Below are 25,830 nucleotides of genomic sequence, written 5' to 3'. Positions count from 1 at the left end.
AAGATGACAAGGATGCGACGAGGGTGGCGTCACCATGCAAAACGCCCCCGCAGGGGCGTTCTGGCCATGCTCGGACGATCAAGCGATCAGGCTTCGGCCCAATCGAGGATCACCTTGCCGGACTGGCCCGACAACATGGTTTCGAAACCGGTCACGTACTCGTCGACCGGGAAACGATGGGTAATCATCGGCGACAGGTCCAGCCCGCTTTGCAGCATGGCCGCCATCTTGTACCAGGTCTCGAACATCTCGCGACCATAGATGCCCTTGATGATCAGCCCCTTGAAGATGACCTGGTTCCAGTCGATCGCCATATCGCCCGGCGGGATGCCTAGCAGGGCCACCTTGCCACCATGGTTCATGGTATCGAGCATGCCGCGGAAGGCCTGCGGGTTGCCCGACATCTCCAGGCCCACGTCAAAGCCCTCGGTCATGCCGAGTTCCTTCATGACTTCCTTCAGATCCTGCTTGGCGACATTGACGGCGCGCGTCGCGCCCATCTTCAGCGCCAGTTCCAGCCGATACTCGTTCACATCGGTGATCACGACGTGACGGGCGCCGACATGCCGGGCAATGGCGGCCGCCATGATGCCGATGGGGCCGGCACCGGTGATCAGCACATCCTCGCCCACCAGGTCGAACGACAAGGCGGTGTGCGTAGCGTTACCAAAGGGATCGAGAATCGAGGCGATTTCGTCCGGGATATCGTCCGGAATCTTGAAGGCATTGAAGGCCGGGATGACCAGATACTCGGCAAACGCCCCTTCGCGATTGACACCCACGCCGGTGGTATTGCGGCACAGATGCACACGGCCTGCGCGGCAATTACGGCAGTAGCCGCAGGTGATGTGCCCTTCGCCCGAAACGCGATCGCCAATCTGGTAGCCCTTCACTTCCGAACCCATACCGACCACCTCGCCCACGTACTCGTGGCCGACATGCATGCCGACGGGAATGGTCTTCTGCGCCCATTCGTCCCATTTCCAGATATGGATGTCGGTGCCGCAGATCGCCGTCTTGCGAATCTTGATCAGCAGGTCGTTGTGGCCGACCTCGGGCTTCTTGACACGTTGCAGGGTAAGGCCGGGTGCGGCTTCGGCTTTGACGAGTGCTTTCATCATTACTGTCCTTGCTGGGAGGCCGCCTCGTGAGCGGCCGTCAGATCGAATTCACAACACAGGCAAGCCCGGATAGCTCACCGATACCACTAATCACAGGATAGTCATTTGGCGAGGCCACGCCGCCCCAAAGACCTTTGCATCACCGACCGGTCAGCTCAAACGAAGACCCGGTCGGCGTGCAATCGGGTCAGATAACGCCCAGTTCCTTGCCAACCGCCGTAAAGGCCGCCACCGCCCGCTCGATATGCTCAGGGCTATGGGCCGCGCTCATCTGGGTACGGATGCGGGCCTTGCCCTTCGGCACCACCGGGAAGGAGAAGCCAATCACGTAGACCCCGTGCTCCAGCAGCTCGGCGGCCATGTCACCGGCCAGCTTGGCGTCGCCCAGCATGACCGGCACGATGGGGTGCTCGCCGGGCAGCAGGGTAAAGCCCGCAGCCGTCATCTTGCTGCGGAACAACTCGGCATTGGCCTTGACCTTGGCACGCAGCGCAGCACCTTCGGTAGCGAGGATGCGGAACACTTCCAGGCTGGCAGCGGTGATCGAGGGAGCCAACGAGTTGGAGAACAGATAGGGGCGCGAGCGCTGGCGCAGAATATCGATGATCTGCTGGCGGCCGGCGACATAACCGCCGGACGCGCCCCCCAGGGCCTTGCCCAGGGTACCGGTGTAGATGTCGACGCGATCCGCAACACCACAATGCTCGGGCGTACCGCGACCGTTCTCGCCGATAAAACCGACTGCATGGGAATCGTCCACCATGACCAGGGCGCCGTACTGGTCGGCCAGATCGCAGACCCCCTTGAGGTTGGCGATATAGCCATCCATGGAGAACACGCCGTCGGTGACGATCAGGGTAAAGCGCGCGCCAGCCGCTTTCGCTGCCTGCAGCTGCGCTTCCAGATCGGCCATGTCGTTGTTCTTGTAGCGGTAGCGCTGGGCCTTGCACAGACGCACGCCATCGATGATGGAGGCATGGTTCAACTCGTCCGAGATCACCGCATCCGCATCGCTGAGCAAGGTTTCGAACACGCCGCCGTTGGCATCGAAACAGCTGGAGTAGAGGATGGTGTCGTCGGTGCCCAGGAAAGTAGAGATCGCGCCTTCCAGATCCTTGTGGACCGATTGCGTGCCGCAGATGAAGCGCACGCTGGCCACGCCGTAGCCATAGTCATCCACGCCCTGCTTGGCCGCGGCAATCAGGCGCGGGTTATCTGCCAGCCCGAGGTAGTTGTTGGCACAGAAGTTCAGCACTTCCTTGCCGTCACGCAGCTTGATATCCGCCCGCTGATGGCTGGCGATCACGCGCTCGGGTTTGAAGAAACCGGCTTCCTTGATACCGGCCAGCTCGTTTTCCAGATGCTGGAGAAAAGCGGGATTCATACGTCTCCTTCTATAGCCCAAGCGTGGGTAACGCTGCAGCCTGTGTAATGCCGGATAGGCGGAATAAGCGAATTTTACACCGCGAAGGGGTTGCGTGGCGCACGTCCGCCGGGTGCATATGGCGATACTTCACATTCAGGCAGGGATTTGCCATAGCACGAGTCGATGGCACTGCTAAACTCCGCAGCGTCGTCCCCAAAAGAGCCCGCAATGAGCCACAGCAACCAGTTCGACCTGTTCAAGACACGCCGATTCCTGCCCTTGTTCGTCACCCAGTTCCTGGGTGCGTTCAACGACAATCTGTTCAAGAACGCCATGCTGGTGATGATCACCTTCTTCGGGCTCGGACTGGCGGGCCTAGACGCCCCGACGCTGGTCAATGCGGCAGCCGGGATCTTCATCCTGCCTTTCTTCCTGTTCTCGGCCACGGCCGGGCAACTGGCGGAGAAATACGACAAAGCCGCGCTCGCCAGGATCGTGAAGCTGCTGGAAATCGTCATCATGGCGCTGGCAGCCGCGGGCTTCATGCTCAAGAGCGCCGCCATCCTGATGTCGTGCCTGTTCCTGATGGGTGTTCACTCCGCGCTCTTCGGCCCGCTCAAGTACTCCATCCTGCCGCAGTACCTGGATGAGCGCGAGTTGCTCGGCGGTAACGGCCTGATCGAGATGGGTACCTTTGTCGCCATCCTGCTTGGCCAGATCGGCGGCACGCTGCTGATAGAGAGCAACAAGGGCAATCCCACCCTGATGGCGGTCTCCATCTCCTCCGCCTGCCTGATCGTCGCCGTGCTCGGTTTCCTGACCAGCCGGGCCATGCCACCGGCGCCGCCGCAAGCCAAGGACCTGAAGATCAACTGGAACATCTTTACCGAGACCTGGCACATCATCGCCATCAGCCGGCGCAATATGACGGTGTTCCACTCCCTGATGGGCATCTCCTGGTTCTGGTTCTTCGGCGCCGTTTACCTGACCCAATTGCCAAGCTATGCGAAGGACGTGCTCGGTGGTAATGCCGAGGTCTACACACTGCTGGTCGCCCTGTTCTCCATCGGCGTGGGTGCCGGTTCGGCCCTGTGCGAAGTCCTGTCCGGCCGCAAGGTGGAGATCGGCCTGGTTCCCTTTGGCTCTATCGGCATGTGCGTGTTCGGCATCGACCTGTTCTTTGCCAGGCCGGCGCTCGCCGCCCATGACATTGGCGCCCTCGCCTTTGTGCTGGACCCCAGCCACTGGCGATTGATCCTCGACATAACCTTGCTGGGCACCTTCGGTGGCTTCTTCATCGTGCCGCTGTACGCCCTGATCCAGATGAAGAGCGAACCGGCCTATCGCTCGCGCATCATTGCCGCCAACAACATCCTGAACTCCTGCTTCATGGTGATATCGGCCATTGTCAGCGTGCTGATCCTCAAAGCCGGCGCGAGCATTCCGCAACTGCTGCTGATCGTCGCCGTAATGAACATCCCGGTGGCGCTGTACGTCTACGGCCTGCAGCCAGAGTTTCTGATGCGCTTCATGGTCTGGATCGCCACCCACACCATGTACCGGGTCAAGCATCGGAACCTCGACCGCATCCCCGAGGAAGGTCCAGTGATCCTGGTCTGCAACCATGTGAGCTTCATGGACGCGCTGGTCGTCGGCGGTGCCGTGCGGCGTCCGGTACGTTTTGTCATGGATCACCGCATCTTCAAGATTCCCGTGCTCAGCTTCATCTTCAAGACCGCAGGGGCGATACCCATCGCGCCGGCCAAGGAAGACCCAGCCATGAAGGAGCGCGCTTTCCTGAGGGTCCAGGAGTGCCTGTCGCAGGGAGAAGTGGTCTGCATCTTCCCGGAAGGCAAGATCACCTATGACGGTGAACTGAATCCCTTCAAGCCTGGTGTGGTGGAAATCGCCCAGCGCAGCGGAGCGCCGGTAGTGCCCATGGCCTTGCGTGGCCTTTGGGGCAGTTTCTTCAGTCGCAAGGACGGCAGCGCAATGGTCAAGGTTCCGCGCCGCTTCTGGTCGAAGATAGAACTCGCCGCGGGCACACCGGTTCCGGCGCAGGAAGTCGATCTGGCCGTATTGCAAGCGCAGGTCAGCCAGCTACGCGGCGACTGGAAATAGTAAAACCTGCGTGCAGGCATTGCAGTTGAAGGAAGATGGCCCGATCTAGCTGGATCGGGCCGTTTCTTTTTGCAGCAGACAACCTTGATCGAAAAACCGATGACACCTATCAGCCTTATCCGCAGCCTGCTTGTGCCCTACCGCTCCCGCCTAGTCCTCGCCGCGATTGCGCTGGTCATTGCCGCTGCCTGCATGCTGTTGCTGGGCCAGGGCTTGCGAGGCGTCATCGACCGAGGCTTCGCGGCCAACAATGCAGCCCTGCTGGACCAGGCCTTGCTGGGCCTGCTGGGTCTGATCGCGGTGTTGTCGATCGCAACCTATGGCCGCTTCTATACGGTGTCCTGGCTTGGCGAGCGCATCACCGCCGATCTGCGGCGCAAGGTGTTCGATCACCTGCTGACGCTGCCGCCCTCCTTCTTCGAGAGCGGCCGTACCGGTGAGGTCATCTCCCGCCTGACCAATGACACCACCCAGATCGAGACCGTGATCGGCTCATCTGCCTCCATGGCGATACGCAACGTGCTGTTGCTGCTGGGCGGCCTGATCATGCTGGCAATCACCAGCCTGAAGCTGACACTGCTGGTACTGGTCTGCGTACCGCTGGTCGTCGCTCCCATCGTGCTGCTGGGGCGCCGGGTTCGTCGCCTGGCACGACAAAGCCAGGACCGGGTAGCCGACGTCAGTGCCCTGATTGACGAGACAGTACATGAGATCCGTACGGTGCAAGCCTACGGTCATGAACCGGCTGACCGGCAGGCCTTCGCCGACCGGGTGGAAGCCACCTTCAGCACCGGCAGGACACGGATCAAGCACCGGGCCAGCATGATCGTCATGGTCATGGTGCTCGTTTTCGGCGCGGTCGCCGCCATCCTCTGGGTTGGTGGACATGACGTACTGGCCGGCAAGATCAGCGCGGGCCAGCTCTCGGCCTTCGTGTTCTACGCCGTGATAGTCGCCGGTGCGGTGGCGACCATTTCGGAGGTCATCGGCGAGGTGCAGCGTGCTTCCGGTGCCCTGGAGCGGCTGGTCGAACTCCTGACCACCCGGCCCGACATTGCCAATCCGGCGCAGCCGCACCCCTTGCCCGAAGCCGAACGGGGCGAAGTCATTCTCGACGCCGTGCAATTTCACTACCCCAGCCGCCCAAAGCAGGCCGCGTTGCAGGATTTCTCCCTGCATATACATCGGGGTGAGAAAGTAGCGCTGGTCGGCCCGTCCGGGGCAGGCAAGAGCACGGTCTTCCAGCTCCTGCTCCGCTTCTATGATCCCGCCCAGGGCCGCATCCTGGTCGACGGCGTCGATATCCGGGAAGCCGACATACACGTACTGCGCTCGCGCATCGCCATCGTCTCCCAGGATGCGGTGATCTTCGCCGGCTCCGTGCTCGACAACGTACGTTATGGTCGTCCTGATGCCAGCGAGGCCGCGGTGCGGCAGGCATGCAAGGCCGCCTTTGCCGATGAGTTCATTGAGCAGCTACCGGCAGGTTACGCAACCGATCTGGGTGAACGCGGCGTAAGGCTCTCGGGTGGGCAGCGACAGCGGATTGCCATCGCACGGGCGATTCTTGCCGATCGACCCATCCTGCTCCTCGACGAGGCAACCAGCGCACTGGATTCGCATAGCGAACAGATGGTGCAACAGGCACTGGAGCGACTCATGCAGGGACGCACCACCCTGATCATCGCGCACCGCTTATCCACAGTCCTGCATGCGGACCGCATCGTGGTCGTGGATGGTGGGCGTATCTCAGGTACAGGCACGCATGTGGAGCTGATGTCGGACAACCCGCTCTACCAGAAACTGGCCAGCCTGCAGCTGCAGGCACAATGACAAAGTCATACAAACACTTGATCTGATTGAAAATTTTCCTTGAAGAAAGAAGCAACAACAGGGCGATTGTTGTTTGCATTTCCCATCAGAAGATGATGATACTTCGGATGTAGAGCATTTGCTCCACCCGGGAATGCCAACACAAAAGCCGCATCTGATTGGCAACCCGGACATCCGGAGACAGCCCATGCGTATCGGCATCGTGACCGATTCGAGCTGCGATCTGCCTCGCAGCTTTCTAGACCAGCACCACATCGTGATCATGCCCGTCACGATCCACAGCCCCAAAGGGGACTTCGTCGATACCCGCATGCCGGCAGCGACATTGGATTTCTACCGCGATGTACTTGCCGGCCATGAGGCTGACGTCAGCTCCAGCGCCTTCAGCGTCGATCAGGTTCGCGAGCTGTTCCTGCAGCGCCTGATCCTGGAGTTCGACTATGTGTTCTGCATCACGGTCATGGCAAGCCGCAGCCTGATCTTCGAGAACGCGACCCATGCCTCGCTGCGCATACTCAGCGACTACCGTCCGATACGCGAGCAGGCCGGCGTCAAGACGCCATTCTCGCTGCGTGTCTTTGACAGCAACCAGCTCTTCACCGGCCAGGGCCTGATCGTTGCCGAAGTCGCCAGGCTGGCCGCCGCCGAGGTGTCATCGCTCGACATCATTCGCCACATCGACACCCTTACCCGCCATACGCAAGCCTTCCTGGTTCCCGCAGGACTGACCCAGCTACGCAACCAGGCACGCAAGCGTGGCGACAAGAGCGTGGGCTTCCTGAGCTATGCGCTCGGCTCGGCGCTGGATATCAAACCGATTGTGCGGGCTTACCAGGGTGATACGCAGCCCGTAGGCAAGGTGCGCGGCTTCGGGGCCGGCTGTAACAAGCTGTTCGACAAGGCGATCACCCAGATGCAGGGCGGGCTCCTGGCACCCGTCGTCTGCGTCAGCTACGGCGGCGATACTGCCGAGGTGGAAAAGATGCCGGCCTACCGGGCACTGCTGCAGGAGGCGTCCCGGCACAGGGTGCAAGTATTGCTGTCGGAGATGGGCACGCCCGCTGGTGTCAACATTGGCGCTGGTGCACTGTCATTGGCCTTCGCCGCCGAGCAGGAAGTCCAGTTCGACTGACCCGGCGCACTGGCAGCAGGCATGAAAAAGCCGCAGCGTGCTGCGGCTTTTTCATTTGGCCTTTACAGGCCCAGCGCCAAATCGCGCTTGATGTCGTCGATATGCTCCAAGCCTACCGAGATCCGCACCAGGCCCTCACCGATGCCCGCCACCGCCTTGGCTTCGGGGCTGATACGGCCATGCGTGGTGGTGTAAGGATGCGTGATGGTCGTCTTCACATCCCCCAGATTGGCAGTGCGGCTCAATAGCTGCACGCTGTCGATCAGCTTCCAGGCCGCCTCCTTGCCTCCCTTCAGGTCAAACGACACCACGCCACCGCCAGCGGCCTGCTGACGACGCGCCAGTTCATACTGCGGATGGGACGGTAGCCCCGGATAGTAGACCTTGGCGACGGCGGATTGACCTTCCAGCCACTGCGCCAGCGCCAACGCGTTTTCGCAATGGGCTTTCATGCGTATGCCCAGAGTCTCCAGGCCCTTGGTCAACACCCAGGCGTTGAAGGCCGACAAGGTAGGGCCGGCTGTGCGCAGGAACTGGTAGACCGGCTCGATCAACGCCTTGCTGCCCACCACAGCCCCGCCCAGCACCCTGCCCTGACCATCGATGTACTTGGTGGCCGAATGGATGACCAGATCGGCGCCATGCTTGAGTGGTTGCTGCAAGGCTGGCGAGCAGAAACAGTTATCCACCACCATGATCGCGCCATGCCGATGCGCAATGGCGGAGATCGCAGCGATATCCGCCACTTCCGTCAGCGGGTTCGATGGCGTCTCGAGGTAGAACAGGCGGGTCTCGGGCCGAATGGCGGCATCCCAAGCGGATGGCGAGGTCGCGTCCACATAGCTCACGCTGACCCCGAACTTGCCCAGCCAGTTGTTGAACAGCTGGATGGTCGCACCGAACATGCCGGCGGAGGCCAGGATATGGTCACCGGCCTTCAAGTGCCCCATACAAAGCGCGAGAATGGCCGACATGCCGCTGGCGGTGGCGACGGCCGCCTCCGCACCCTCCAGCGCCGCCAGGCGCTCCTGGAACTGGGTGACGGTTGGGTTGGTAAAGCGCGAGTAGATGTAGCCCGGCTCCACGCCGGTAAATCGGGCGGCGGCCTGGGCGGCATTGTCGGCGACGAAGCTGGAGGTCAGGTAGAGCGCCTCGGCATGCTCGCCAAACTGGCTGCGTTCCTGGCCTGCCCGAATGGCCAGGGTCTCAAGGTGGTACTCGAACTCATCGCTCATGGTGTCATCGATCCAGATGGAATTAAGGTAGTTATCGTCGTACCCGCTTGCCGAGTACAGGCACGGTTATCAATTTGGCAAGAAAACTGTCTGTCCGATCAGCCCAATGCCAGGCGCAGGCCAAACAGGACGAACACCAGCCCCAGCAGCCGGTTGACCCACAGCGCATAGTGCGGTGCTTCATCAAGATGGCGCAGGATGAACCCCGCCCCCACGATCAAGAGGCTCTGGTAGAGGCAATTGAGCGCAATGAACACGGCGCCCAGTATGGCGAAGTTCCAGCCGCTGGCACCCGGCGTCACGAACTGCGGGAAGAAGGCCATGAAAAAGACGATGGCCTTGGGGTTCAGCAAGGTCACCAACAAGCTGCGCCGATACGGGTTGCCGCTGTCAGGCTGGCTGACCGCCAGGCCCTCTTCCTTGGACATGAGGCTCTTGATGCCCAACCAGACCAGATAGGCCCCGCCGCCGTACTTCAACACGTTGAACGCGAGTGGATTGGCTGCGAGCAGTGTCGCCGCGCCGATCGCTGCGGCGGCCATCAGGATGGCGTCACCGGTGCTGGTACCGGCCAGTGCGGCAAAACCGTCGCGTCGCGAACCGGTGGCGGAGCCGAGTATGGCCAGGGTGCCGGGGCCGGGTGAAAGAATGAGCAGCGTGGAGGCGACCAAAAAGGCCGGAAAATCGATGATGCCGGGCATGTTGCAACTAGCGAAGTGAAGGCCGGCTAGTTTAGCGCAGCCTGCCATCTCGCCTCATGGCGCTTGCTTCCTTCCAAATGCCAAACATCCACCATGCGATTCAGGTTTCCAGCACCACCGCCGGCAAATCCGGTGCACGCAAGCGCCGGAAGACCACTGCGGCGCAACCCATCGACACCACCACGGCCAGGATGGCAGCAACGCTGAAGCGCAAGGGCCCGCTCTGGACAAACAGTTCGCCCGCCAGCGCGGTACCGACAGCCGCCCCGATCAGGGCAATCACCAGCGTCCGTAGCACCAGGGCGCCATCGCGGTCGTTCTCGGTCAGCAGGCCGATGACGAAGGGCGTCACCATGTAGAAACCGATATTGACCAGCACCTGCCCCAGCAGGAAGGGCATCTCGCCAAGCAGATTGAAGAACACATGGATCGCGAGTGCCATCACCAGAAAGCCCAGCAATACAAAGCGCAGCCGATAGGCCGGATTTCGTGTCAAGGACGGCACCACTGCGCCGACAAAGCCCACGATCGACGAGATGGCAAGATAGAGGCCAACGGTCGCCGGTGCGATATGCGAGGACGCGCCCATATAGCCGCTGACCGCCCACTGGCCGGCCTGCACACAATAGACCAGCACCACCACCAGCAGTATCAGTCCGATCTGCGACTTGCCGAGCGAGCTGGCCTGCAGTGCGGAAGCGACATCCTGTCTCGGCCGCGCCTGGATGGTGAGAATGAAGGGGGCCATCAACAAGCCCATGGCGGCGAGCCAGAGAAAGAGGCTGCCGCGTCCGTCGGCCACGGGCAGGGCCGACAGTCCGAACAGCAACAACCCCATGCATACGCCACCGAGCACGTTGATCTGTCCCCAGATACGTTCGGCATTGGCTTCCGCCGCGACCTCGCAGGTAATCAGGCTGAACAGCGCCCCCTCCCCCAGGCCCGCGAGCAAACGGGCTGCCGACAAGCTCGCCACCCCGGTAAGGAAATGGCTGGCAGCCTCCCCCAGCACCAGGGCCAGCAGCCCGCCAACCGTAACCAGCCGCCGGGAACGGGATACCAGGCGTGGCGCCAACAGACAGTACAGGGCGATGCCGGCAATCTCGGCGCTGGCAACCAGCGTGGCCGTAGCCTCGGAGATACCGGGAATGCGCGCCAGCGCCATCACGATCAGCGGCATGACCATGGTGCCATTCAAGGCCGCGGCGAATGCCGCACTCAGACCCACAACCCGTTTTACGGCCGACATAGGCAGTTCTCTTCAGGAGGTAGCGGCCGCAGCACGCCCAGACTCGCACTATAGAGCGGTCATCGCCGCCCCGGCAGGGTCCGATTCGGCCGCAGAGCAGGTGCTGTCGGGTCAAGATTTGTCGTAAAACTGCCTCGCCCAAGCTATCGCTTGCTGGCCCATTGATGGTGTTGCGCGTCACAATGCCTCACAGCGGATGGAGACATAAAAATGAACGACATCACCGATGACCGCTACACCGTTGCCAACCTGCCCGTGTACCTGCTGCGCTGCCTCACAGCCACAGCCGAGGACCTGGGCATCGCCCCTTCCCGGCTTTGCATGGGCTTGGGATTCACCGTGGATGATCTCGCCAACCCTGCCTGCCGGCTCTCGTACCGGCAAGGCAGCATCATGATACGGCGCGCCTTGCAGATGGCGCCGGACCGGGGCTTGGGTCTGATCATCGGCGAACGGGAAACCATCGCCTCCATCGGACTCCTGGGCTACGCCATGATGACCAGCCGGACCGTGGGTGACGCCGTGGTACTGGGCATGAGCCAGCAGAAGTTTGCCGGCAGCATGCTGCAGTTCGATCTGGAGCAGGACGCACGCACGACCGTCGTCACCGCCTCCCTGAAATTTCCCGAACCGGACATCCACATGTTCCTGGTGGAGGAAGCTTTTGCCAGCTTTCTGCAGATTGCGCGCAGCCTGGCTGGCATCGGCTTCAAGCCGGACTGGGTGGACCTCGCCTACCCGGCACCATGCTATGCGGCGGAGTACCAGCGCGTATTCGATTGCCCCGTGCGCTTTGGGCAGAAGACCAGCGCCTTCGCGGCCAATGCCAGCTGGATCGCACGCCCCCTGTTGACCTACGACCCGCTAAGCCACCGCCAGGCCCTTGAGTTTCTGGATATCGGCATCTCGCGCGAACGGGACAAGGTGGACCTGTTTGAATCGGTCGAGCGGGCGGTACGGCAGCAACTACGGCAACTGCCCACCCTGCCGGATATCGCCAGCTCGCTATGCCTTAGCGAACGTACGCTGCGGCGTAGGCTGGCGGACAGTGGCGTGTCCTACCAGGCGCTACTCGACAATGTCCGCAAGAACCGGGCAATCGAGCTACTGGCCAACCCCAGGCTGTCCGTCGAACAGATAGCGTTGGAGGTCGGCTTCAGCGACGCGCACAACTTCCGTCGCGCCTTCAAGCGCTGGACGGGCTCGCCCCCGAGCGAGCTGAGGGATACCTCCTTGCGCGAGGCCTGAGTCCGGCCAGACGGTTGGCCGGATTGCACCCCCAGTTCGACCGATTTGGCGGTAACCGTAGTCAGGGCAATCCCACTACATTGGGGCTGGACTCAATCGGGGATGCCACGCCTTGCCAGAGAATAGTGACGACAGTTACGTGCTTGCCGTAGACCTCGGTACTTCGGGCTGCAAGACCGCACTGGTGTCCCGCAGTGGCGAGATACGTGGCTGGGCCTATCAGGCGGTCACTACCTACATGCTGGCGGACGATGGGGCAGAACAAGTACCGACCGACTGGTGGGACGCCTTCCTCGCGACCGCCCGGCAAGCCATCCAGCTCAGCGGCCTGCCTGCCAGCCGCATACTTGCCGTCTGCTGTTCCACCCAGGGAGAAGGCACGATCCCGGTGGACCGGGAAGGTCAGCCGCTGATGAACGCCATCACTTGGATGGACATGCGTGGTAGCGCGCTTATCCGCCGGCAAGCCCGGGGCTGGCTCAATATCGCCGGCTACGATGCCTTCAAGCTGCAGCGCTGGCTGCGACTCTGCGGTGGTGCACCGGCCTTGTCCGGCAAAGACCCCAGCGCGCACATGCTGTTCATACGTGACGTCTACCCCGACATCTACGCCCGCACCTACAAATTCCTGAATGTGCTGGACTACTTCAACCTGCGCCTGACCGGCCGGTTCGTTGCGACCCATGACTCCATCCTGACCTCCTGGGTCACCGACAACCGTGACGCCAACCGGGTGCGCTACCACCCCGGCCTGGTGGCCGCGAGCGGGATCGATCACGACAAGTTTCCGGAACTGGTGCCCTGTACCGAGGTGATCGGCCCTTTACTACCGGCCGTGGCCGTGGCGCTGGGGCTGCCGCACACAACCCGTGTGGTAGCCGGTGCCATCGACAACACGGCAGCGGCAATCGGCGCCGGTACGCTGGCCGACGGCGAGCCGCATCTCTATGTGGGGACCTCGTCGTGGATCGGTGCCCATGTGCCGCGCAAGCAGACCGACGTTCGCTCGGCCATCGCCTCCCTCCCCTGTGCGGTGCCGGGCAAATACCTCATGGTCGCAATGCAGACGACGGCGGGCAGCAACCTCGCCTTCCTCAAGGAAAAGGTGCTCTACCACCAGGACGAACTTCTGCGCGAGGAGCAGGTGCCCGATGTGTACAAGATCATCGACCGCATCGCGGCGCGCGTCCCCGCTGGCAGCAAGGGACTGATCTACACCCCGTGGCTGTTTGGCGAGCGCTGCCCGGTCGAGGATCGCTCCTTGCGGGCCGGCTTGTTCAACCTGTCGCTCAACCACTCACGCGAGACCATCATCCGTGCCTTCCTGGAAGGCGTGGCCCTCAACACCCGCTGGATGATGGCGCCGGTGCAGCGTTTTCTTGGCCAGCCCATGCAGCAGATGACCATCCTGGGTGGCGGTGGCAGCTCAGACGTCTGGTGCCAGATATTTGCCGACGTACTGGGCGTTCCCATCCGACAACTGGCAGAACCCTTGCAGGCCAATGCCATCGGTGCCGCCTACATCGCCTTTGTCGGGCTGGGCCTGCTGGACTTTCCGACCGCCGCGTCGCAAACACGCTACCGCCGGGTGTTCGAGCCGCATGCCGCCCATCGCACGGTATACGGCGAGCGCTTTGCCACCTTTATCGAACTGTATGAGCGCCTGCGACCGCTCTATCAGCGGCTGCATCAGGCAAGAGGATGACGACACCCATGCCCAGCTTTCGCCCTCAGCGCCAGCAGGTCATCGACGCTTGCCTGCAATTGGCCGAGCAAGGCTACCTGGCCGGCACCGGCGGCAATCTCGCACTGCGGCTCGATCACGAATTGATCGCCGTCACCCCCTCGGCAGCGGACTACTACACGCTGCAGGTTGGCGACATCTGCGTATTGCGGCTCGACGACCTCACCCAACAGGAAGGCAATCTCGCGCCCTCGGTAGAAAGCGGTCTGCATGCCGCCTTGCTGCGCTTCAAGCCCGACATGCACGCCAGCATCCACACCCACCAGCCGTTGGCGAGCGCCGTGGCGCTGCTCAATACCGCCATTCCGCTCAACGATGAGATCGACCAGGCCGCGCTTGGGGCCGAGGTGGCCATCGTGCCCTATGCCCCTTCGGGAACAAGCCTGCTGGTCCGGGCGCTGCGCCAACGGCTGAAGCCCTCAATCCACGCCTATCTGCTGCGCAACCACGGCCTGATCTGCAGCGCCCGCACCCTGCCAGACGCCATCCGCCAGGTAGGCCGCATCGAACAGGCGGCGATGGCCTTCCTGCACCAGCACATCGAACGTAGCCAGGCCAACCCCGCGCTACATGAACTGGCGCTCGGCGCGCTATCAGGCCACCCATGAAAGCACTCGATGCCATGAATATGAACGACGCCCCGCCCCATCCCACTACGCAGTACGCCATCAGCGAATGGCACGACACCAACGCCATCTATGCCCAGTTGCAGGCGCTATTGAAGGAACCGGTACGTCCGATACGTCGCGACAAGATGACCGAGGTCCTGGCTTACTTCGAAACGCATTGCCAGGGCTCCAAGGCACTGGCCGAACGCGCCGGTGAGGTCATTCCGGGCGGTGTGCAGCATAACCTCGCCTTCAACTACCCCTTCCCCCTCGCGGTTGATCGCTGCGATGGTGCCCATATGTGGGACGTGGATGGCAACCGGTATATCGACTTCCTGCAAGCCGGCGGCCCCACCCTGCTGGGTTCGAACTACCCACCCGTGCGCGAAAAGGTCCATGCGCTGCTGGACCATTGCGGACCGGTAACCGGCATGGTCCATGAATACGAAATCAAACTGGCCGAGCTGATCCGCCACTACATGCCGGGCATCGAGATGTTCCGCATGCTGGGCTCGGGGAGCGAGGGCGTCATGGGAGCCATCCGGCTTGCGCGCGCCTACACCGACAAGAAATGGGTCATCAAGGTCGGTGGTGCCTACCATGGCTGGAGCGACCAGATGGTCTACGGCATGCGCCTGCCGGGTACCGGCCGTCGCGAGGCAACCGGCATTCCTGGCGGCGCCACCCACCACACCCAGGAGTGCTTCCCCAACGACCTTGACGCCCTGCGCCGCAAGCTATGGCTTAACCGCCTACGGGGTGGCACCGCCGCCGTGATCGTCGAGCCGCTTGGTCCGGAGAGCGGCACCCGGCCGGTCGAGAAAGACTACAACGCTGGGGTAAGGGCGCTGTGCGACGAGTTCGGCGCCTTGCTGATCTTCGATGAAGTCGTCACCGGCTTTCGCCTGGGCATGGGCGGTGCGCAAGGCTACTTCGGAGTCAAGCCCGACCTCACCGTTTTCGGTAAGTGTCTGACCGGAGGGTATCTGATGGCTGGCGGCGTCGGCGGCCGCAAGGACGTGATGATGCTGCTGGCGGGTGGTATCGGCGCGCTGAGCAAGCGCGCATTCGTGGGCGGAACGCTGTCGGCCAACCCCTTGTCCTGTGTAGCCGGCTACCACGCGATCACCGAAATGGCCCGCAGCAACGCCCCTGTCGTAGCAGGACAAGCCGGTGACAGGCTGTGCCGCGGCTTGCAGGAGATCATCGGCCGTCGGCAGCTGCCCTATGTCGCCTACAACCAGGGTTCCATCGTTCATCTGCAGACCTCGGCCGTCCTGCTGCTGAGCACGCGCAATCCCATCAAGCTGATGAAGGAGGTCAAGGCGCGCAAGCACATGATGGAAGAAATGGGCGCAGCCTATATGGCGCACGGCATCGTGACACTGGCTGGCAGCCGCCTCTATACCAGCATGGCGGATACCGATGCGGTGATAGACGAAGCCTTGAACCGCTTTGATACCGTGCTTGGCCTGGTGTGATGGGAACCGTCAGCGTGCACACGGAGCAGGACTATCAACTTGCCTTGTTACAGGCAGCCGGCAGGCTGCAGAACAAGACACTGTTCGCTCCGGGCGATGGCTTGTCGGTACGCCTGCCTGGAGAAGATGCCTTTCTCCTTCTGACCGGCCAGACCGGGAACGGGGAAACGGAGATAGCCCGACATCCTGTCGGAATACCCTGGCCTGGCGACGATGGAATCGCCACGCAGGCCCTGCATGGCCTGATCTATGACCAGAGGCCGGACGTGGGTGCCGTACTGCTGAACAGGCAGACCTGGGCCACGGCGCTCAGCCATATCCCCACCCCCATGCCGGGCGTATTCGACGAGCAGGTCAGGCATCTGGGGCACAGCGTGGCCACGATAGGGCCGGTAGCCGACCCTGCGGCCATACGAGCGGCACTGAAGCACGGCGCCAATGCCCATGGGCTCGGCGGACGTGCACTCTGCCTCGGCATGACGCTGGAGCGACTGGTGTTCAATGCCGAGTTGCTGGAGAAGTGCGCCAAGGCCTTTGTCCTGGCCAGCAGCAGCGGCCTGCAGGTGGGTCGCATCCCCTGGCTGGTGCGCTGGATCGCCAATGGCCGGCTGAAAAAAGATCAGCAGCGCGCAGCGGCAAGCTATGCCAGGGGGCAGGCACCCGCCCGGTCAACCGCTTATTAGCTGGGTGGCTGGAACGAAAAACAGGTGGCAAATGCAGGGCATGGTCGCTGCCGGGCCGTGTGCGATATCCGGATTGCAAGGTGTAAAAACTGACTGATCAAGGGGTAGACATGACTTTTCGCAAGCACAGCATCGCAATCAGCATCTCGATGATAGGCAGTACCGCCCTGATGGCCACGCTGGGCGTAGCCCATGCCGCAGAGGACGCCAGCGCCGAGGCAGCCATTACCGTGACGGCGCAGAGTCGCAGCCAGAGCGCACAGGCCGTGCCCATCCCCCTGCAGGTGATTACGGCGGAGCAGATGGACAAGCTGGGCGCCGACAATCTGAGCGAGGTAAACGGCTATATCCCCGGCCTGTCGGTCGATGGTACCCAACCTACCCAGCCCAATTTCTCCTTACGCGGCCTGGGTGCCAGTGACTTCGGCATCGGTACGGATTCGCCAGTCGGGGTGTACATCGATGGCGTCTATGCCGGCAAGACCGGCGGCTCGCTGATGAACTTCAATGACGTGCAGCGCATCGAGGTCCTCAAGGGCCCACAGGGCACCCTGTTCGGTCGCAATAGCGCGGCTGGTGCAATCTCGGTCATCAACAACGAACCCGACACCATCACCCCGATCTACGCCGGCAAACTGCGGCTGGGCGAGTATGGCGAACGCAATGCAGAGGTCCTGATCAACCAGCCTATCAACGAGCAGATGGCGCTGCGCTTCAGTGCGGTCAGCCACAGAACGGATGGCTGGCTCAGTGATGCGGCCACCGGCGAGAAGCTCAACGGCACCAAGAACTGGGGGACGCGGGCGTCGTTCCGTTGGGAGCCTACCCTGCACAGCAAGCTGAATGTCAGTTGGGAGCACGAGGAACTGGACCAGAAGGCCCGTCCGGCCATCGGCCTGGTGGCCATGCCCGACGCCCCCGGTCTGCCGCATGTCCCCATCGACACCACCAACTATCTCGACCCGCGCACCGCGCCGGTCTTCAACGATGCGATCGGCAACCGCGAGGGCCGCATTTTCGACGGTGTGACCGCCCGCCTGGAGCTGCCGCTCGGCTGGGCCGACTTCAAATCCACCACGGCCTTCCGTCGCTTTCATTCGATCAATCATGAAGACAACGACGGCACCAACCGGACCTACACCTACCTCGATACCGCCAATATCGAGCGCAACCGCAACTGGCAGCAGGAGTTCAAGCTCTCCGGCAAGAACGATCAACTCGACTGGGTGGGCGGGCTGAGTTTCTTCCATGAAAACGCCAAGCAGAACAGCCAGGTCAATACCAACACCGATACGCTCGATACGCTCTCGAACAATGTCGCCGGCTTGCCGATCTACAGCACCATCGCCGCACTCAGCGGCGTGAACCTTCTCGGCAACAGCTGGCAGGAGAATATGTACAACGAATCGCGCAACCAGGCGCAGGCGGTCTATGGCGATGTGATCTGGCATCTCAGCCCCGCCTGGAACTTGACGACCGGCCTGCGCTTTACGCGCGACAAGAAGGAGTTCAGCTGGTACCAACCGCTACGCAATGCTGCAGCGGTCGATGGAGGTGTCGCCGGGCTCGGCGACGCGGGGTTCTTCGAACAGGTTGCCCAATTGCTGGGGCCGGACGTTGCCAACCAGTTGCAAGGCTTCCTCAGCCAGAACCAGTTGCTGACCAGCCCGGGTGCAGGCACTGCGCCGCTGCATGCCCAAAATAGCTGGACCGACTGGAGCCCCCGCGTGGTGCTGGACTACAAGCTCGACAACGACCGCATGGTGTATGCCTCGGTCGCCAAGGGCTATCAGGCCGGCGGCTACAACGCGCTGCAGCAGATCGGCAGCAAGTTCGACCCGGAAACCGTGCGCAACCTGGAAATCGGGATCAAGAGCTATTTTCGGGACGCCCATCTGGTGCTCAATGCCTCGGTGTTCTCCTACAAATTCACCAACCTGCAGCAGTTGAGCCTGGTCAATATCAACGCCAGTGGCGTACCGCAATACCAGGTGACCACCAGCGACCAGAAGGCGGATGGCCTGGACCTGGAGGCGCGCTGGCAACCAAGCAAGAACCTGCAGCTCACACTGGCCAGCGAATACCTGAACCAACGCTACGGCAGCTACACCAGCTCTGCCGGTACCGACCTGAGCGGCCAGCCGGTGGGCAGTCCCAAGTGGACTATCGCTACCGGTGTGGACTACACCTGGTACGACGTGCTGGGCGGCAAGCTGATGGGCAGCCTGCAGAATGCCTACACCAGCCCCCGTCGCTGCAATGCAGACTCCCAGGCCCAGGGCAGTTGCCTGCAGACCAATCGCTTCACGGTAGGTACCGCCACCAACCGCACCGACCTGCGCCTGCGCTGGGATTCCCCGTCGCGTCGCTGGAACGTGGCCCTGCTGGTCAACAATGTGTTTGACCGACGCTACGTCACCAGCGTCAACAATATCGCCCAGGCACTGGGCAGTACCTACGGCTCGATCACGCCACCCCGCACCACGGCCATCGAGCTGGGCATCAGCATGTAATGGAAACATCACAGGTGGCGCCGCCCATCGCGGCGCCGCAGGCTAGTACCGTCATCGGGAGACTTGGGCCATGGCTCGCATCCGCAATACATTCCGCCTGCTGTCGCTGCTGATCGCCCTGCCTGCAATGGCAGAGAGCGCGAACGAAGCCATCATGGCGCAATTCATCGACGCCAGCGATGGCTCCACCATCAACCTGCCGGCGGGCCACTTCGAGTTCAGCCAGACGCTCTCGATCTCGGCCAACAGGGTCACCATCAAGGGGGCCGGCAAGGACAAGACCATACTCTCGTTCAAGGGCCAGCAAAGCGGCAATGGCATCGATGCCAGCGGCAAGCAGCTGACGTTCGAGGACTTCGCCATCGTCGACTCGAAAGCCGATGGCCTCAAGGTGCAGAACTGCGAAGACCTGGTAATACGGCGCCTGTCGGTGGACTGGAGCGGCCCGGTCAAGGCCAGCAACGGCGGCTACGGGCTCTACCCCGTGGCTTGCAAGCGCATCCTGCTGGAGGACAACACCATACGCGGCGCCTCCGACTCCGGTCTCTATGTCGGTCAGACCGAAGACATCGTGGTAAGGCGCAATACGGTCATCGAAAACGTGGCCGGCATCGAGATCGAAAACTCCATCCGGGCCGATGTCTATGAGAACGAGGCGCGTAACAACACCGGCGGCATCCTGGTCTTTTCGCTGCCCGACCTGCCGGTGATACGCAACGGCGTCGGCACGCGGATCTACGCCAACAAGATCCATGACAACAACACCCCCAACTTTGCGCCCAAGGGCAATATCGTCGGGCTGGTACCTGCCGGCACCGGTGTCATGATTCTGGCCAACCGCGATGTCGAGATCTTCGACAATGTCATCGAGAACCATCAGTCGGCCAGCATCATCCTGACCAGCTACTACGCCACCGAGCGCCCCATCAACGACCCTCAGTATGAAGCGCAGGCGCGCAATACCTTCATCCACGGCAACCAGCTGCGCAACGGCGGCTATGCGGCCGATGGCATGCTCAAGGACCTCAAGGACGGCATGAGCCTGGCAGGCCTCAAGCTGGGCCGGATGCCGCACGTCGTGCACGACGGAATACTAGCCGGCAAGGTCAAGTCCATCGGCGACCTCAAGCTCTGCATTCAGAAGAACGAGCTCGATCCCGCCAGCATGGCTTTCATCGACATGCGCCTGGAGGACGCCGGCTTCTGGAAGGCCCTGTTCCGGATCTGGGAGCCCAAGGCGGCGCAGACCATGCCGCCGGAGTACGACTGCAGCCTGCCCGCGCTGCCTGCCGTGGCGCTGCGCTGATGCAGTATCTGATGTGGTGGATGGTCCGTGGCCTGCTGGCAAGCTTTGCGATGGCGAGCTTCGCCGCCTCGCCTATCCCGGAGCAACTGGCCGACTACGGCGTACTGAAGCGGGACGGCAGACTGCTGACCATCGCCGGCAATACCATGGTCTACCAGCTCGCTTCACCCCTGTTTACCGACTACGCCCTGAAATTCCGCACCCTGACACTGCCAGTGAATACACAGGTAGGCTTTCAGCCTGACAACGTGCTGGACTTGCCGGTTGGCACCATCATCAGCAAGACCTTTTTCTACGCGCGCGATCCCGCGAAGCCCGGGGAGTGGCTTAAGGGAGGGAAGGTCGAGTCCGGTGAGCAGGTCGACCTGGATCGCTACCATCTGGTCGAGACCCGGATACTGCGTCGCGATGTCGATGGCAACTGGCAGGCCAATACCTACGTCTGGAACGAGGCGCAGACTGCTGCAACGCTGCGCCGGATCGGACAGGAAGTCAGCAGCAGGCTGCGTGATCCTGCCAGCGGCCTGGTCGAGGACCTGCGCTACAGCATTCCAAATGCGCGCCAATGCCAGACCTGCCATGCGGTGGATGCCGCCCGCGGCCAGGCGGGCATCCAGCCCATCGGCATCAAGGCGCGCTACCTCAATATCGACTACCTCTACAGCAATGGCCGGAGCAATCAGCTATCACGCCTGAACCAGTTGGCCAAGGTGGTCGGCCTGCCGGATGACCTCGGCAAGCAAGCCAGTACCCCGGCCTACGCCGACCCCAAGGCTGGTTCGCTCGATGTCCGGGCGCGCAGCTATCTGGAGGTCAACTGCATGCATTGTCACAACGCGCTCGGTGACGCCCGCCAGTCTGGCCTCCTGCTGACCCAGGATGCCCAAGGCAGCGCGCTGGGTATCTGCAAGCAGCATGTGGCGGCCGGCGCTGGCGGTGCCGACCTGACCTACGACATCGTGCCGGGCAAGCCGGACCAGTCACTGCTGGTTTCGCGCATGGAAGCCACCGGAGGACAGGCCATCATGCCGCGCCTGGGCCGAAGCCTGGTGGACAAGGACGGGATCAAACTCATCCGGGCCTGGATTGCCGCCATGTCAGGCAATTGCGACCCACATCGCTGATCCGGCCCGACAGTGCGACAAACAAAAACGGGATGCCCCGCGAGGAAGCATCCCGTTTTGCCGGATCAAATCGCTTGTGACCCTCAGTCTCGGGACTGGGGCATATGGCTGCCCATCTCCCGACGCATGAACTCATGGAAATGCAGCATGCCATCCTCCATCGGGCTCTGGTAGGGACCAAACTCGTCGCGACCTTCTTTGTACAGACGCTGCCGCCCCTCCTCCATACGACGGATGATCTCCATGTCTTCCACGGCGGTCTCCTGATAGGCCTGCTGCTCCGCAGCCATGAATTCCGGCTCGAACAGGGCGACCTCCTCGGGGTAGTAGAACTCGACCACATTCTTGTAGCGACGCGGACCATCAGGCAGCAGGGTCGAGATCACCAGGGTATGCGGATACCACTCCACCATCACATTGGGATAGTAGGTCAGCCAGATCGCACCATGCTTGGGGACCTCGCCGCGGTTGAAGGCCAGCACCTGCTTGTGCCACTCCGCATAGGACTTGGAACCGGCCTTGGCCAGACCATTGTTGATGCCCACGGTCTGCACCGAATACCAGTCCGCGAACTCCCACTTCAGGTCGTCGCATTCCACGAAACGACCCAGGCCGGGATGGAACGGATCGACGTGGTAGTCCTCAAGATAGACCTCAATGAAGGTCTTCCAGTTACCTTCGTAGCTATCGACCTGCACGCCATGCAGCATGTAGTTGCTGAAGTCCAGATCGCGGGCAACGCCCAGATTCTTCAGGTCCGCTTCGACATCACGGCCGCCGGTACCGAGCTCGAACAGCATGCCGTTCCAGCTTTGCAGCCCGGTCTTGGGCAGGTTGAGGCAGGGCTTGTCAGGGAAGTGTGGCGCACCGATCAGGGTACCCTGATTATCGTAGGTCCAGCGATGCAGCGGGCAGACGATATGGCTGTTATTGCCGCGCCCGTCGAGCATGATGGCCTGGCGGTGACGGCAGATATTGGAGAGCATCTGCACACCGGCCTCGGTGCGCTTGAGCATGCGGGCGTTGTCGTACATTTCCAGGACCTGATAGTCACCCAGATTGGGCACCATCAGCTCATGACCGACGTAACGAGGCCCCCGCGCAAAGAGTAGCTCTTGCTCGAGTTTGTAGAAGTCCTCGTCGAAATAGACAGAGACTGGTAATTGCGCTTTGGCTGCGCGCAGCAGTTGGTTGGATTCCAGCTTGGACATATCCCACACCCCCAAGAGTCGGAGATTGGGCGCAATCCAGCTTTGAAGCGCTCCAAACACCCGAAGGTCTAAGAACGTCTTGCCTTGATGGATTACGAGTCGGACAGGCGTTGCGCCTGGCCGGAGAGAGGCGTACAGCCCTCCTCCCTAGCCTCATGGCCCTTTGGGGCAAGCACCAGGCACGCCCAAAGGCGCCCTAATACCCGCGCCGGGCGAGGTGCCGCGGCGCTAAAAAACGAGGGCGGATTTTCGCCCAATCCCTCCCCAAGGGCAAGCATTTTCCCCACGAAAGCGTCAAAAACAGTCTTATGGATTAGGCACATAGCCCTGGTACCTGGGAGCAAACCGCCCCATCCTGGCGCCCAACATGCGGCCGCCCCGATTTACCCCGAATTAGCCGGAAACATCACCGATCAGGAGGTCGGTCCCCAGCAAAAGTCCCCCTGATGGCTGACGCAACCGTCGGCCAATAAAAACGGCCCGCAAGAGCGGGCCGTTTCCGTGACCAGGCAGTCAGCGTTTACTTTTCAACGAAAGCACGCTCGATCACATAGTCACCAGGCTCGCCAATACGCGGCGAAACCTTGAAACCACGAGCGTCGAGCAAGGCTGCCGTGTCTTTCAGCATGCTGGGGCTACCGCACATCATGGCGCGATCGGTTTCCGGATTCAGCGGTGGCAGGCCCAGGTCCTCGCACAGCTTGCCGCTTTCGATCAGGTCGGTCAGGCGGCCCTGATTGCGGAATTCCTCGCGGGTCACGCTCGGGTAGTAGATCAGCTTCTGCTGGATCACATCGCCGAAGAACTCATTCTTCGGCAACTCGTTCTGGATGTAGTCGGCATAGGCCAGTTCATTCACGAAGCGCACGCCATGGAACAGGATAACCTTGTCGAAATGTTCGTAGGTTTCCGGGTCCTTGATGATGGACATGAACGGTGCGAGGCCTGTACCGGTGCCGAACAGGAACAGGTTCTTGCCTGGCTTCAGGTCATGGATTACCAGCGTACCGGTCGGCTTGCGGCTGACCAGCAGTTCGTCACCCACCTTCAGATGCTGCAAACGCGAGGTCAGCGGGCCGTTCGGCACCTTGATGCTGAAGAATTCCAGATGCTCTTCGTAATTGGCGCTGGCAATCGAGTAAGCACGCATCAGCGGCCGCTCGTTGACCTGCAAGCCGATCATCACGAAGTGCCCGTTCTCGAAGCGCAGGCTCGGATCACGGGTCGTGGTGAAGCTGAAAAGGGTATCGTTCCAGTGATGGACGCTCAGGACGCGCTCGGTAGCAATCGTGGACATTGGGTCGGGATGAGAACGGCTGTTATTGGCAGACCGCGATTTTAGCAAAGTATTAGAACTTTCCTCCACACATTCAGGCATTTGCAATCATTATTTTGGAATAAAAGCCCCCACTGCAAATACGGTTTTCGGCGAGCTGCACGCCCAAAAAGAAAGGGCGGGAAAAATCCTCCCGCCCCTGCTTGATCGCCTTGTCCAAGGCCTGCCGCGCATTACGGCGCTTTACCTTCTCGCTGGTGTCATGCGCCCCGGCTCGCCGCTGACGAGCAGACAGGGCGAGCGGGTTGCGTGGCTTGGGTAAGGTTATCTTGATCTTCATGGTCATGCTCCTTTGAGGGCCGAGAGGGAACGACGGAAAAGTCAGGGCGACGGCATCAACCCTTGATGCACATCACCTGCTTGAGGGTGTGGACGATCTCGACCAGATCGGTCTGCTGCGACATCACCTGATCGATATCCTTGTAGGCCGCAGGGATTTCATCGACAACCCCGCCATCCTTGCGGCATTCCACGCCTTCGGTCTGTTCGCGCAGATCAAAGTGATTGAAGCGCCGCTTGGCTTCGGTACGGCTCATGCGCCGGCCGGCACCATGCGAGCAGGAACAGAAGGACTGCTCATTGCCCAGGCCGCGAACGATAAAGCTCTTGGCGCCCATGGAGCCGGGAATGATGCCCAACTGGCCCGCCTGCGCCGAGATGGCACCCTTGCGGGTAATGAACAGCTTCTCGCCAAAATGGGTTTCCCGCTCGACGTAGTTGTGGTGACAATTGATTGCTTCGTCGGTCAAGGTGAAGCTCGGCAGGTGTGGCCGCAAGGCCTCGACCACCAGCCGCATCATTTCGCGACGATTGGCGTAGGCGTAGTCCTGCGCCCAATCGAGCGCTTCCACATAGTCGTCAAACAGTATGGAACCTTCACTGAAGTAGGACAGGTCCTTGTCGGGCAGATTGATCTTGTGGCGGCGCATGTCCTTGCGGGCGGCCTCGATGAAATAGCGGCCGATCACATTGCCGGTACCGCGGCTGCCGGAGTGCAGCATGACCCACACCCGCTGGGACTCGTCGATGCACAGTTCGATGAAATGATTGCCGCCACCCAGGGTGCCGATCTGGCAGACCCAGGTCTGGGCAAACTTGCGCTGCATTTTCATGAGACCAGGATGCTTGCCGACGATACGGTCCAGTCGGTCATCCAGTGGCCGGGCTACCCGTTGATGGGCAGAACCACGGACCCTGTCCCATTCATGCTGGGCGAACCCCACCGGTACCGCCGCCTCGACGGCGGAACGCAGCTTGGCCAGGGTATCGGGCAGGTCGGAGGCGGTCAGCGAGGTACGTACTGCGTTCATGCCGCAACCGATATCCACCCCGACTGCGGCCGGGATGATGGCGCCCTTGGTGGGAATCACCGAACCGACCGTGGCGCCGATGCCCAGGTGGACATCCGGCATGGCGGCGATATGACCATGCACGATGGGCAGGGCTGCGACGTTTTTCAATTGCTGGATGGCGTCATGGTCGATGTCGTCGGTCCAGACTTTCACCGGCACACGGTCGCCGGCAAAGGTTTTCAAGATAGGCATAGATGGATCATTCCCAATATCTCCATCCCCGGCCGTGAAGGTCAGTTTGGCGCAGGGGACAGAATGCAAAAGCCCCGGACACGGCCGGGGCTTTGCGAGCAACCGGCGTGAAGGGCGACGACCCCTCACGCCAATGGCGAAATGGGTCAGCTAGTCGTTACGGTGGAGTTTTGCCAGGTCATGAAAGTGCTCCTTTCCGGTCGTAGGCTGGTTGATCTGAGTGCTTATTGTTGTATGAGCCGCGCGCAGCGGTCAAGCGTCTTGTGCAGTGCAA

The 25,830-nt window shown here is 61.6% G+C and carries 20 protein-coding genes; 11 read left to right on the top strand and 9 right to left on the bottom strand.

Annotated elements, in window-relative coordinates; genetic code table 11:
- Positions 1–86: 86 nt before the first annotated feature.
- Both tdh and ACYVHK_RS21295 read right to left on the bottom strand, forming a co-directional pair.
- On the bottom strand, positions 87–1,118 hold the full coding sequence (tdh, locus tag ACYVHK_RS21300) for an L-threonine 3-dehydrogenase (protein ID WP_460536335.1): 1,032 nt from the start codon (positions 1,116–1,118) through the stop codon (positions 87–89).
- Between the two features lie 190 nt (positions 1,119–1,308).
- Positions 1,309–2,505 carry a PLP-dependent aspartate aminotransferase family protein gene (locus tag ACYVHK_RS21295; protein WP_460536333.1) on the bottom strand — a complete coding sequence of 399 codons (1,197 nt, stop codon included), beginning with the start codon at positions 2,503–2,505 and terminating at the stop codon, positions 1,309–1,311.
- Positions 2,506–2,715: 210 nt separating this feature from the next.
- Between ACYVHK_RS21295 and ACYVHK_RS21290 the strand changes: the two genes are divergently transcribed.
- The 3 genes from ACYVHK_RS21290 (at position 2,716) to ACYVHK_RS21280 (ending at position 7,573) form a co-directional block, all read left to right on the top strand.
- Positions 2,716–4,608, top strand: a complete 1,893-nt coding sequence (locus tag ACYVHK_RS21290) for an acyl-[ACP]--phospholipid O-acyltransferase (RefSeq protein ID WP_460536331.1) — start codon at positions 2,716–2,718, stop codon at positions 4,606–4,608.
- A 99-nt stretch (positions 4,609–4,707) separates the two neighbouring features.
- Entirely contained in the window at positions 4,708–6,441 is a 1,734-nt protein-coding gene (locus ACYVHK_RS21285) for an ABC transporter ATP-binding protein/permease (RefSeq protein WP_460536329.1), read from the top strand.
- 187 nt (positions 6,442–6,628) lie between these two features.
- A complete protein-coding gene (locus ACYVHK_RS21280) occupies positions 6,629–7,573 on the top strand; it encodes a DegV family protein (RefSeq protein WP_460536327.1) in 945 nt (314 codons plus the stop codon).
- A 62-nt stretch (positions 7,574–7,635) separates the two neighbouring features.
- On the opposite strand, the gene ACYVHK_RS21275 is transcribed toward ACYVHK_RS21280, so the two are convergent.
- From ACYVHK_RS21275 to ACYVHK_RS21265, 3 genes are all read right to left on the bottom strand, one after another.
- Entirely contained in the window at positions 7,636–8,808 is a 1,173-nt protein-coding gene (locus tag ACYVHK_RS21275; RefSeq protein WP_460536324.1) for an O-succinylhomoserine sulfhydrylase, read from the bottom strand.
- A gap of 98 nt (positions 8,809–8,906) precedes the next feature.
- Positions 8,907–9,509, bottom strand: a complete 603-nt coding sequence (locus ACYVHK_RS21270; RefSeq protein WP_460536321.1) for a LysE family translocator — start codon at positions 9,507–9,509, stop codon at positions 8,907–8,909.
- 100 nt (positions 9,510–9,609) lie between these two features.
- Positions 9,610–10,758, bottom strand: coding sequence for an MFS transporter (locus ACYVHK_RS21265; protein WP_460536318.1), 1,149 nt, complete (start codon positions 10,756–10,758; stop codon positions 9,610–9,612).
- A gap of 210 nt (positions 10,759–10,968) precedes the next feature.
- Here ACYVHK_RS21265 and ACYVHK_RS21260 point away from each other — a divergent pair, with 210 nt between their 5' ends.
- The 8 genes from ACYVHK_RS21260 to ACYVHK_RS21225 all read left to right on the top strand — a co-directional run bounded on the left by ACYVHK_RS21260 (position 10,969) and on the right by ACYVHK_RS21225 (position 21,465).
- Positions 10,969–12,006, top strand: coding sequence for an AraC family transcriptional regulator (locus tag ACYVHK_RS21260; RefSeq protein ID WP_460536315.1), 1,038 nt, complete (start codon positions 10,969–10,971; stop codon positions 12,004–12,006).
- 139 nt (positions 12,007–12,145) lie between these two features.
- Positions 12,146–13,711, top strand: a complete 1,566-nt coding sequence (locus ACYVHK_RS21255; protein ID WP_460536313.1) for a xylulokinase — start codon at positions 12,146–12,148, stop codon at positions 13,709–13,711.
- A gap of 8 nt (positions 13,712–13,719) precedes the next feature.
- Positions 13,720–14,358: a class II aldolase/adducin family protein gene (locus tag ACYVHK_RS21250; RefSeq protein ID WP_460536310.1), complete on the top strand. Its 639-nt coding sequence runs from the start codon at positions 13,720–13,722 to the stop codon at positions 14,356–14,358.
- Positions 14,355–15,839 carry an aspartate aminotransferase family protein gene (locus ACYVHK_RS21245; RefSeq protein ID WP_460536308.1) on the top strand — a complete coding sequence of 495 codons (1,485 nt, stop codon included), beginning with the start codon at positions 14,355–14,357 and terminating at the stop codon, positions 15,837–15,839. The genes ACYVHK_RS21250 and ACYVHK_RS21245 overlap by 4 nt, the downstream gene beginning before the upstream one ends.
- Positions 15,840–15,853: 14 nt before the next feature.
- Complete coding sequence (locus ACYVHK_RS21240; RefSeq protein WP_460536306.1) at positions 15,854–16,522, top strand: class II aldolase/adducin family protein; 669 nt, start codon at positions 15,854–15,856, stop codon at positions 16,520–16,522.
- Positions 16,523–16,632: 110 nt separating this feature from the next.
- The gene (locus ACYVHK_RS21235) at positions 16,633–19,035 is read left to right on the top strand and encodes a TonB-dependent receptor (protein ID WP_460536304.1); all 2,403 of its coding nucleotides are present in this window, start codon (positions 16,633–16,635) and stop codon (positions 19,033–19,035) included.
- A gap of 70 nt (positions 19,036–19,105) precedes the next feature.
- On the top strand, positions 19,106–20,341 hold the full coding sequence (locus ACYVHK_RS21230) for a parallel beta-helix domain-containing protein (protein WP_460536302.1): 1,236 nt from the start codon (positions 19,106–19,108) through the stop codon (positions 20,339–20,341).
- Positions 20,341–21,465: an SO2930 family diheme c-type cytochrome gene (locus tag ACYVHK_RS21225; RefSeq protein WP_460536300.1), complete on the top strand. Its 1,125-nt coding sequence runs from the start codon at positions 20,341–20,343 to the stop codon at positions 21,463–21,465. The genes ACYVHK_RS21230 and ACYVHK_RS21225 overlap by 1 nt, the downstream gene beginning before the upstream one ends.
- A gap of 83 nt (positions 21,466–21,548) precedes the next feature.
- Here the strand turns inward: ACYVHK_RS21225 and ACYVHK_RS21220 are convergent, their stop codons facing one another.
- The 4 genes from ACYVHK_RS21220 to ACYVHK_RS21205 form a co-directional block, all read right to left on the bottom strand.
- Positions 21,549–22,676 carry an aromatic ring-hydroxylating oxygenase subunit alpha gene (locus ACYVHK_RS21220; protein WP_460536298.1) on the bottom strand — a complete coding sequence of 376 codons (1,128 nt, stop codon included), beginning with the start codon at positions 22,674–22,676 and terminating at the stop codon, positions 21,549–21,551.
- Positions 22,677–23,196: 520 nt separating this feature from the next.
- On the bottom strand, positions 23,197–23,973 hold the full coding sequence (locus ACYVHK_RS21215) for a ferredoxin--NADP reductase (protein WP_460536295.1): 777 nt from the start codon (positions 23,971–23,973) through the stop codon (positions 23,197–23,199).
- Positions 23,974–24,046: 73 nt separating this feature from the next.
- Positions 24,047–24,292, bottom strand: a complete 246-nt coding sequence (locus ACYVHK_RS21210; protein WP_460536293.1) for a hypothetical protein — start codon at positions 24,290–24,292, stop codon at positions 24,047–24,049.
- A 55-nt stretch (positions 24,293–24,347) separates the two neighbouring features.
- Positions 24,348–25,556, bottom strand: coding sequence for an RtcB family protein (locus ACYVHK_RS21205; protein WP_460536290.1), 1,209 nt, complete (start codon positions 25,554–25,556; stop codon positions 24,348–24,350).
- Between the last annotated feature and the right edge of the window lie 274 nt (positions 25,557–25,830).

The sequence above is a fragment of the Chitinimonas naiadis genome (assembly GCF_054780835.1).
Note: the sequence above shows the minus strand (reverse complement) of the source record. Positions and strands in the feature narration are given on the sequence as shown.

Excerpts from the sequence above, each read along its gene's own strand:
- tdh (WP_460536335.1), bottom strand. The coding sequence starts at position 1,118 with ATGAAAGCACTCGTCAAAGCCGAAGCCGCACCCGGCCTTACCCTGCAA.
- ACYVHK_RS21295 (WP_460536333.1), bottom strand. The coding sequence starts at position 2,505 with ATGAATCCCGCTTTTCTCCAGCATCTGGAAAACGAGCTGGCCGGTATC.
- ACYVHK_RS21290 (WP_460536331.1), top strand. The coding sequence starts at position 2,716 with ATGAGCCACAGCAACCAGTTCGACCTGTTCAAGACACGCCGATTCCTG.
- ACYVHK_RS21285 (WP_460536329.1), top strand. The coding sequence starts at position 4,708 with ATGACACCTATCAGCCTTATCCGCAGCCTGCTTGTGCCCTACCGCTCC.
- ACYVHK_RS21280 (WP_460536327.1), top strand. The coding sequence starts at position 6,629 with ATGCGTATCGGCATCGTGACCGATTCGAGCTGCGATCTGCCTCGCAGC.
- ACYVHK_RS21275 (WP_460536324.1), bottom strand. The coding sequence starts at position 8,808 with ATGAGCGATGAGTTCGAGTACCACCTTGAGACCCTGGCCATTCGGGCA.
- ACYVHK_RS21270 (WP_460536321.1), bottom strand. The coding sequence starts at position 9,509 with ATGCCCGGCATCATCGATTTTCCGGCCTTTTTGGTCGCCTCCACGCTG.
- ACYVHK_RS21265 (WP_460536318.1), bottom strand. The coding sequence starts at position 10,758 with ATGTCGGCCGTAAAACGGGTTGTGGGTCTGAGTGCGGCATTCGCCGCG.
- ACYVHK_RS21260 (WP_460536315.1), top strand. The coding sequence starts at position 10,969 with ATGAACGACATCACCGATGACCGCTACACCGTTGCCAACCTGCCCGTG.
- ACYVHK_RS21250 (WP_460536310.1), top strand. The coding sequence starts at position 13,720 with ATGCCCAGCTTTCGCCCTCAGCGCCAGCAGGTCATCGACGCTTGCCTG.
- ACYVHK_RS21245 (WP_460536308.1), top strand. The coding sequence starts at position 14,355 with ATGAAAGCACTCGATGCCATGAATATGAACGACGCCCCGCCCCATCCC.
- ACYVHK_RS21235 (WP_460536304.1), top strand. The coding sequence starts at position 16,633 with ATGACTTTTCGCAAGCACAGCATCGCAATCAGCATCTCGATGATAGGC.
- ACYVHK_RS21230 (WP_460536302.1), top strand. The coding sequence starts at position 19,106 with ATGGCTCGCATCCGCAATACATTCCGCCTGCTGTCGCTGCTGATCGCC.
- ACYVHK_RS21225 (WP_460536300.1), top strand. The coding sequence starts at position 20,341 with ATGCAGTATCTGATGTGGTGGATGGTCCGTGGCCTGCTGGCAAGCTTT.
- ACYVHK_RS21220 (WP_460536298.1), bottom strand. The coding sequence starts at position 22,676 with ATGTCCAAGCTGGAATCCAACCAACTGCTGCGCGCAGCCAAAGCGCAA.
- ACYVHK_RS21215 (WP_460536295.1), bottom strand. The coding sequence starts at position 23,973 with ATGTCCACGATTGCTACCGAGCGCGTCCTGAGCGTCCATCACTGGAAC.
- ACYVHK_RS21210 (WP_460536293.1), bottom strand. The coding sequence starts at position 24,292 with ATGAAGATCAAGATAACCTTACCCAAGCCACGCAACCCGCTCGCCCTG.
- ACYVHK_RS21205 (WP_460536290.1), bottom strand. The coding sequence starts at position 25,556 with ATGCCTATCTTGAAAACCTTTGCCGGCGACCGTGTGCCGGTGAAAGTC.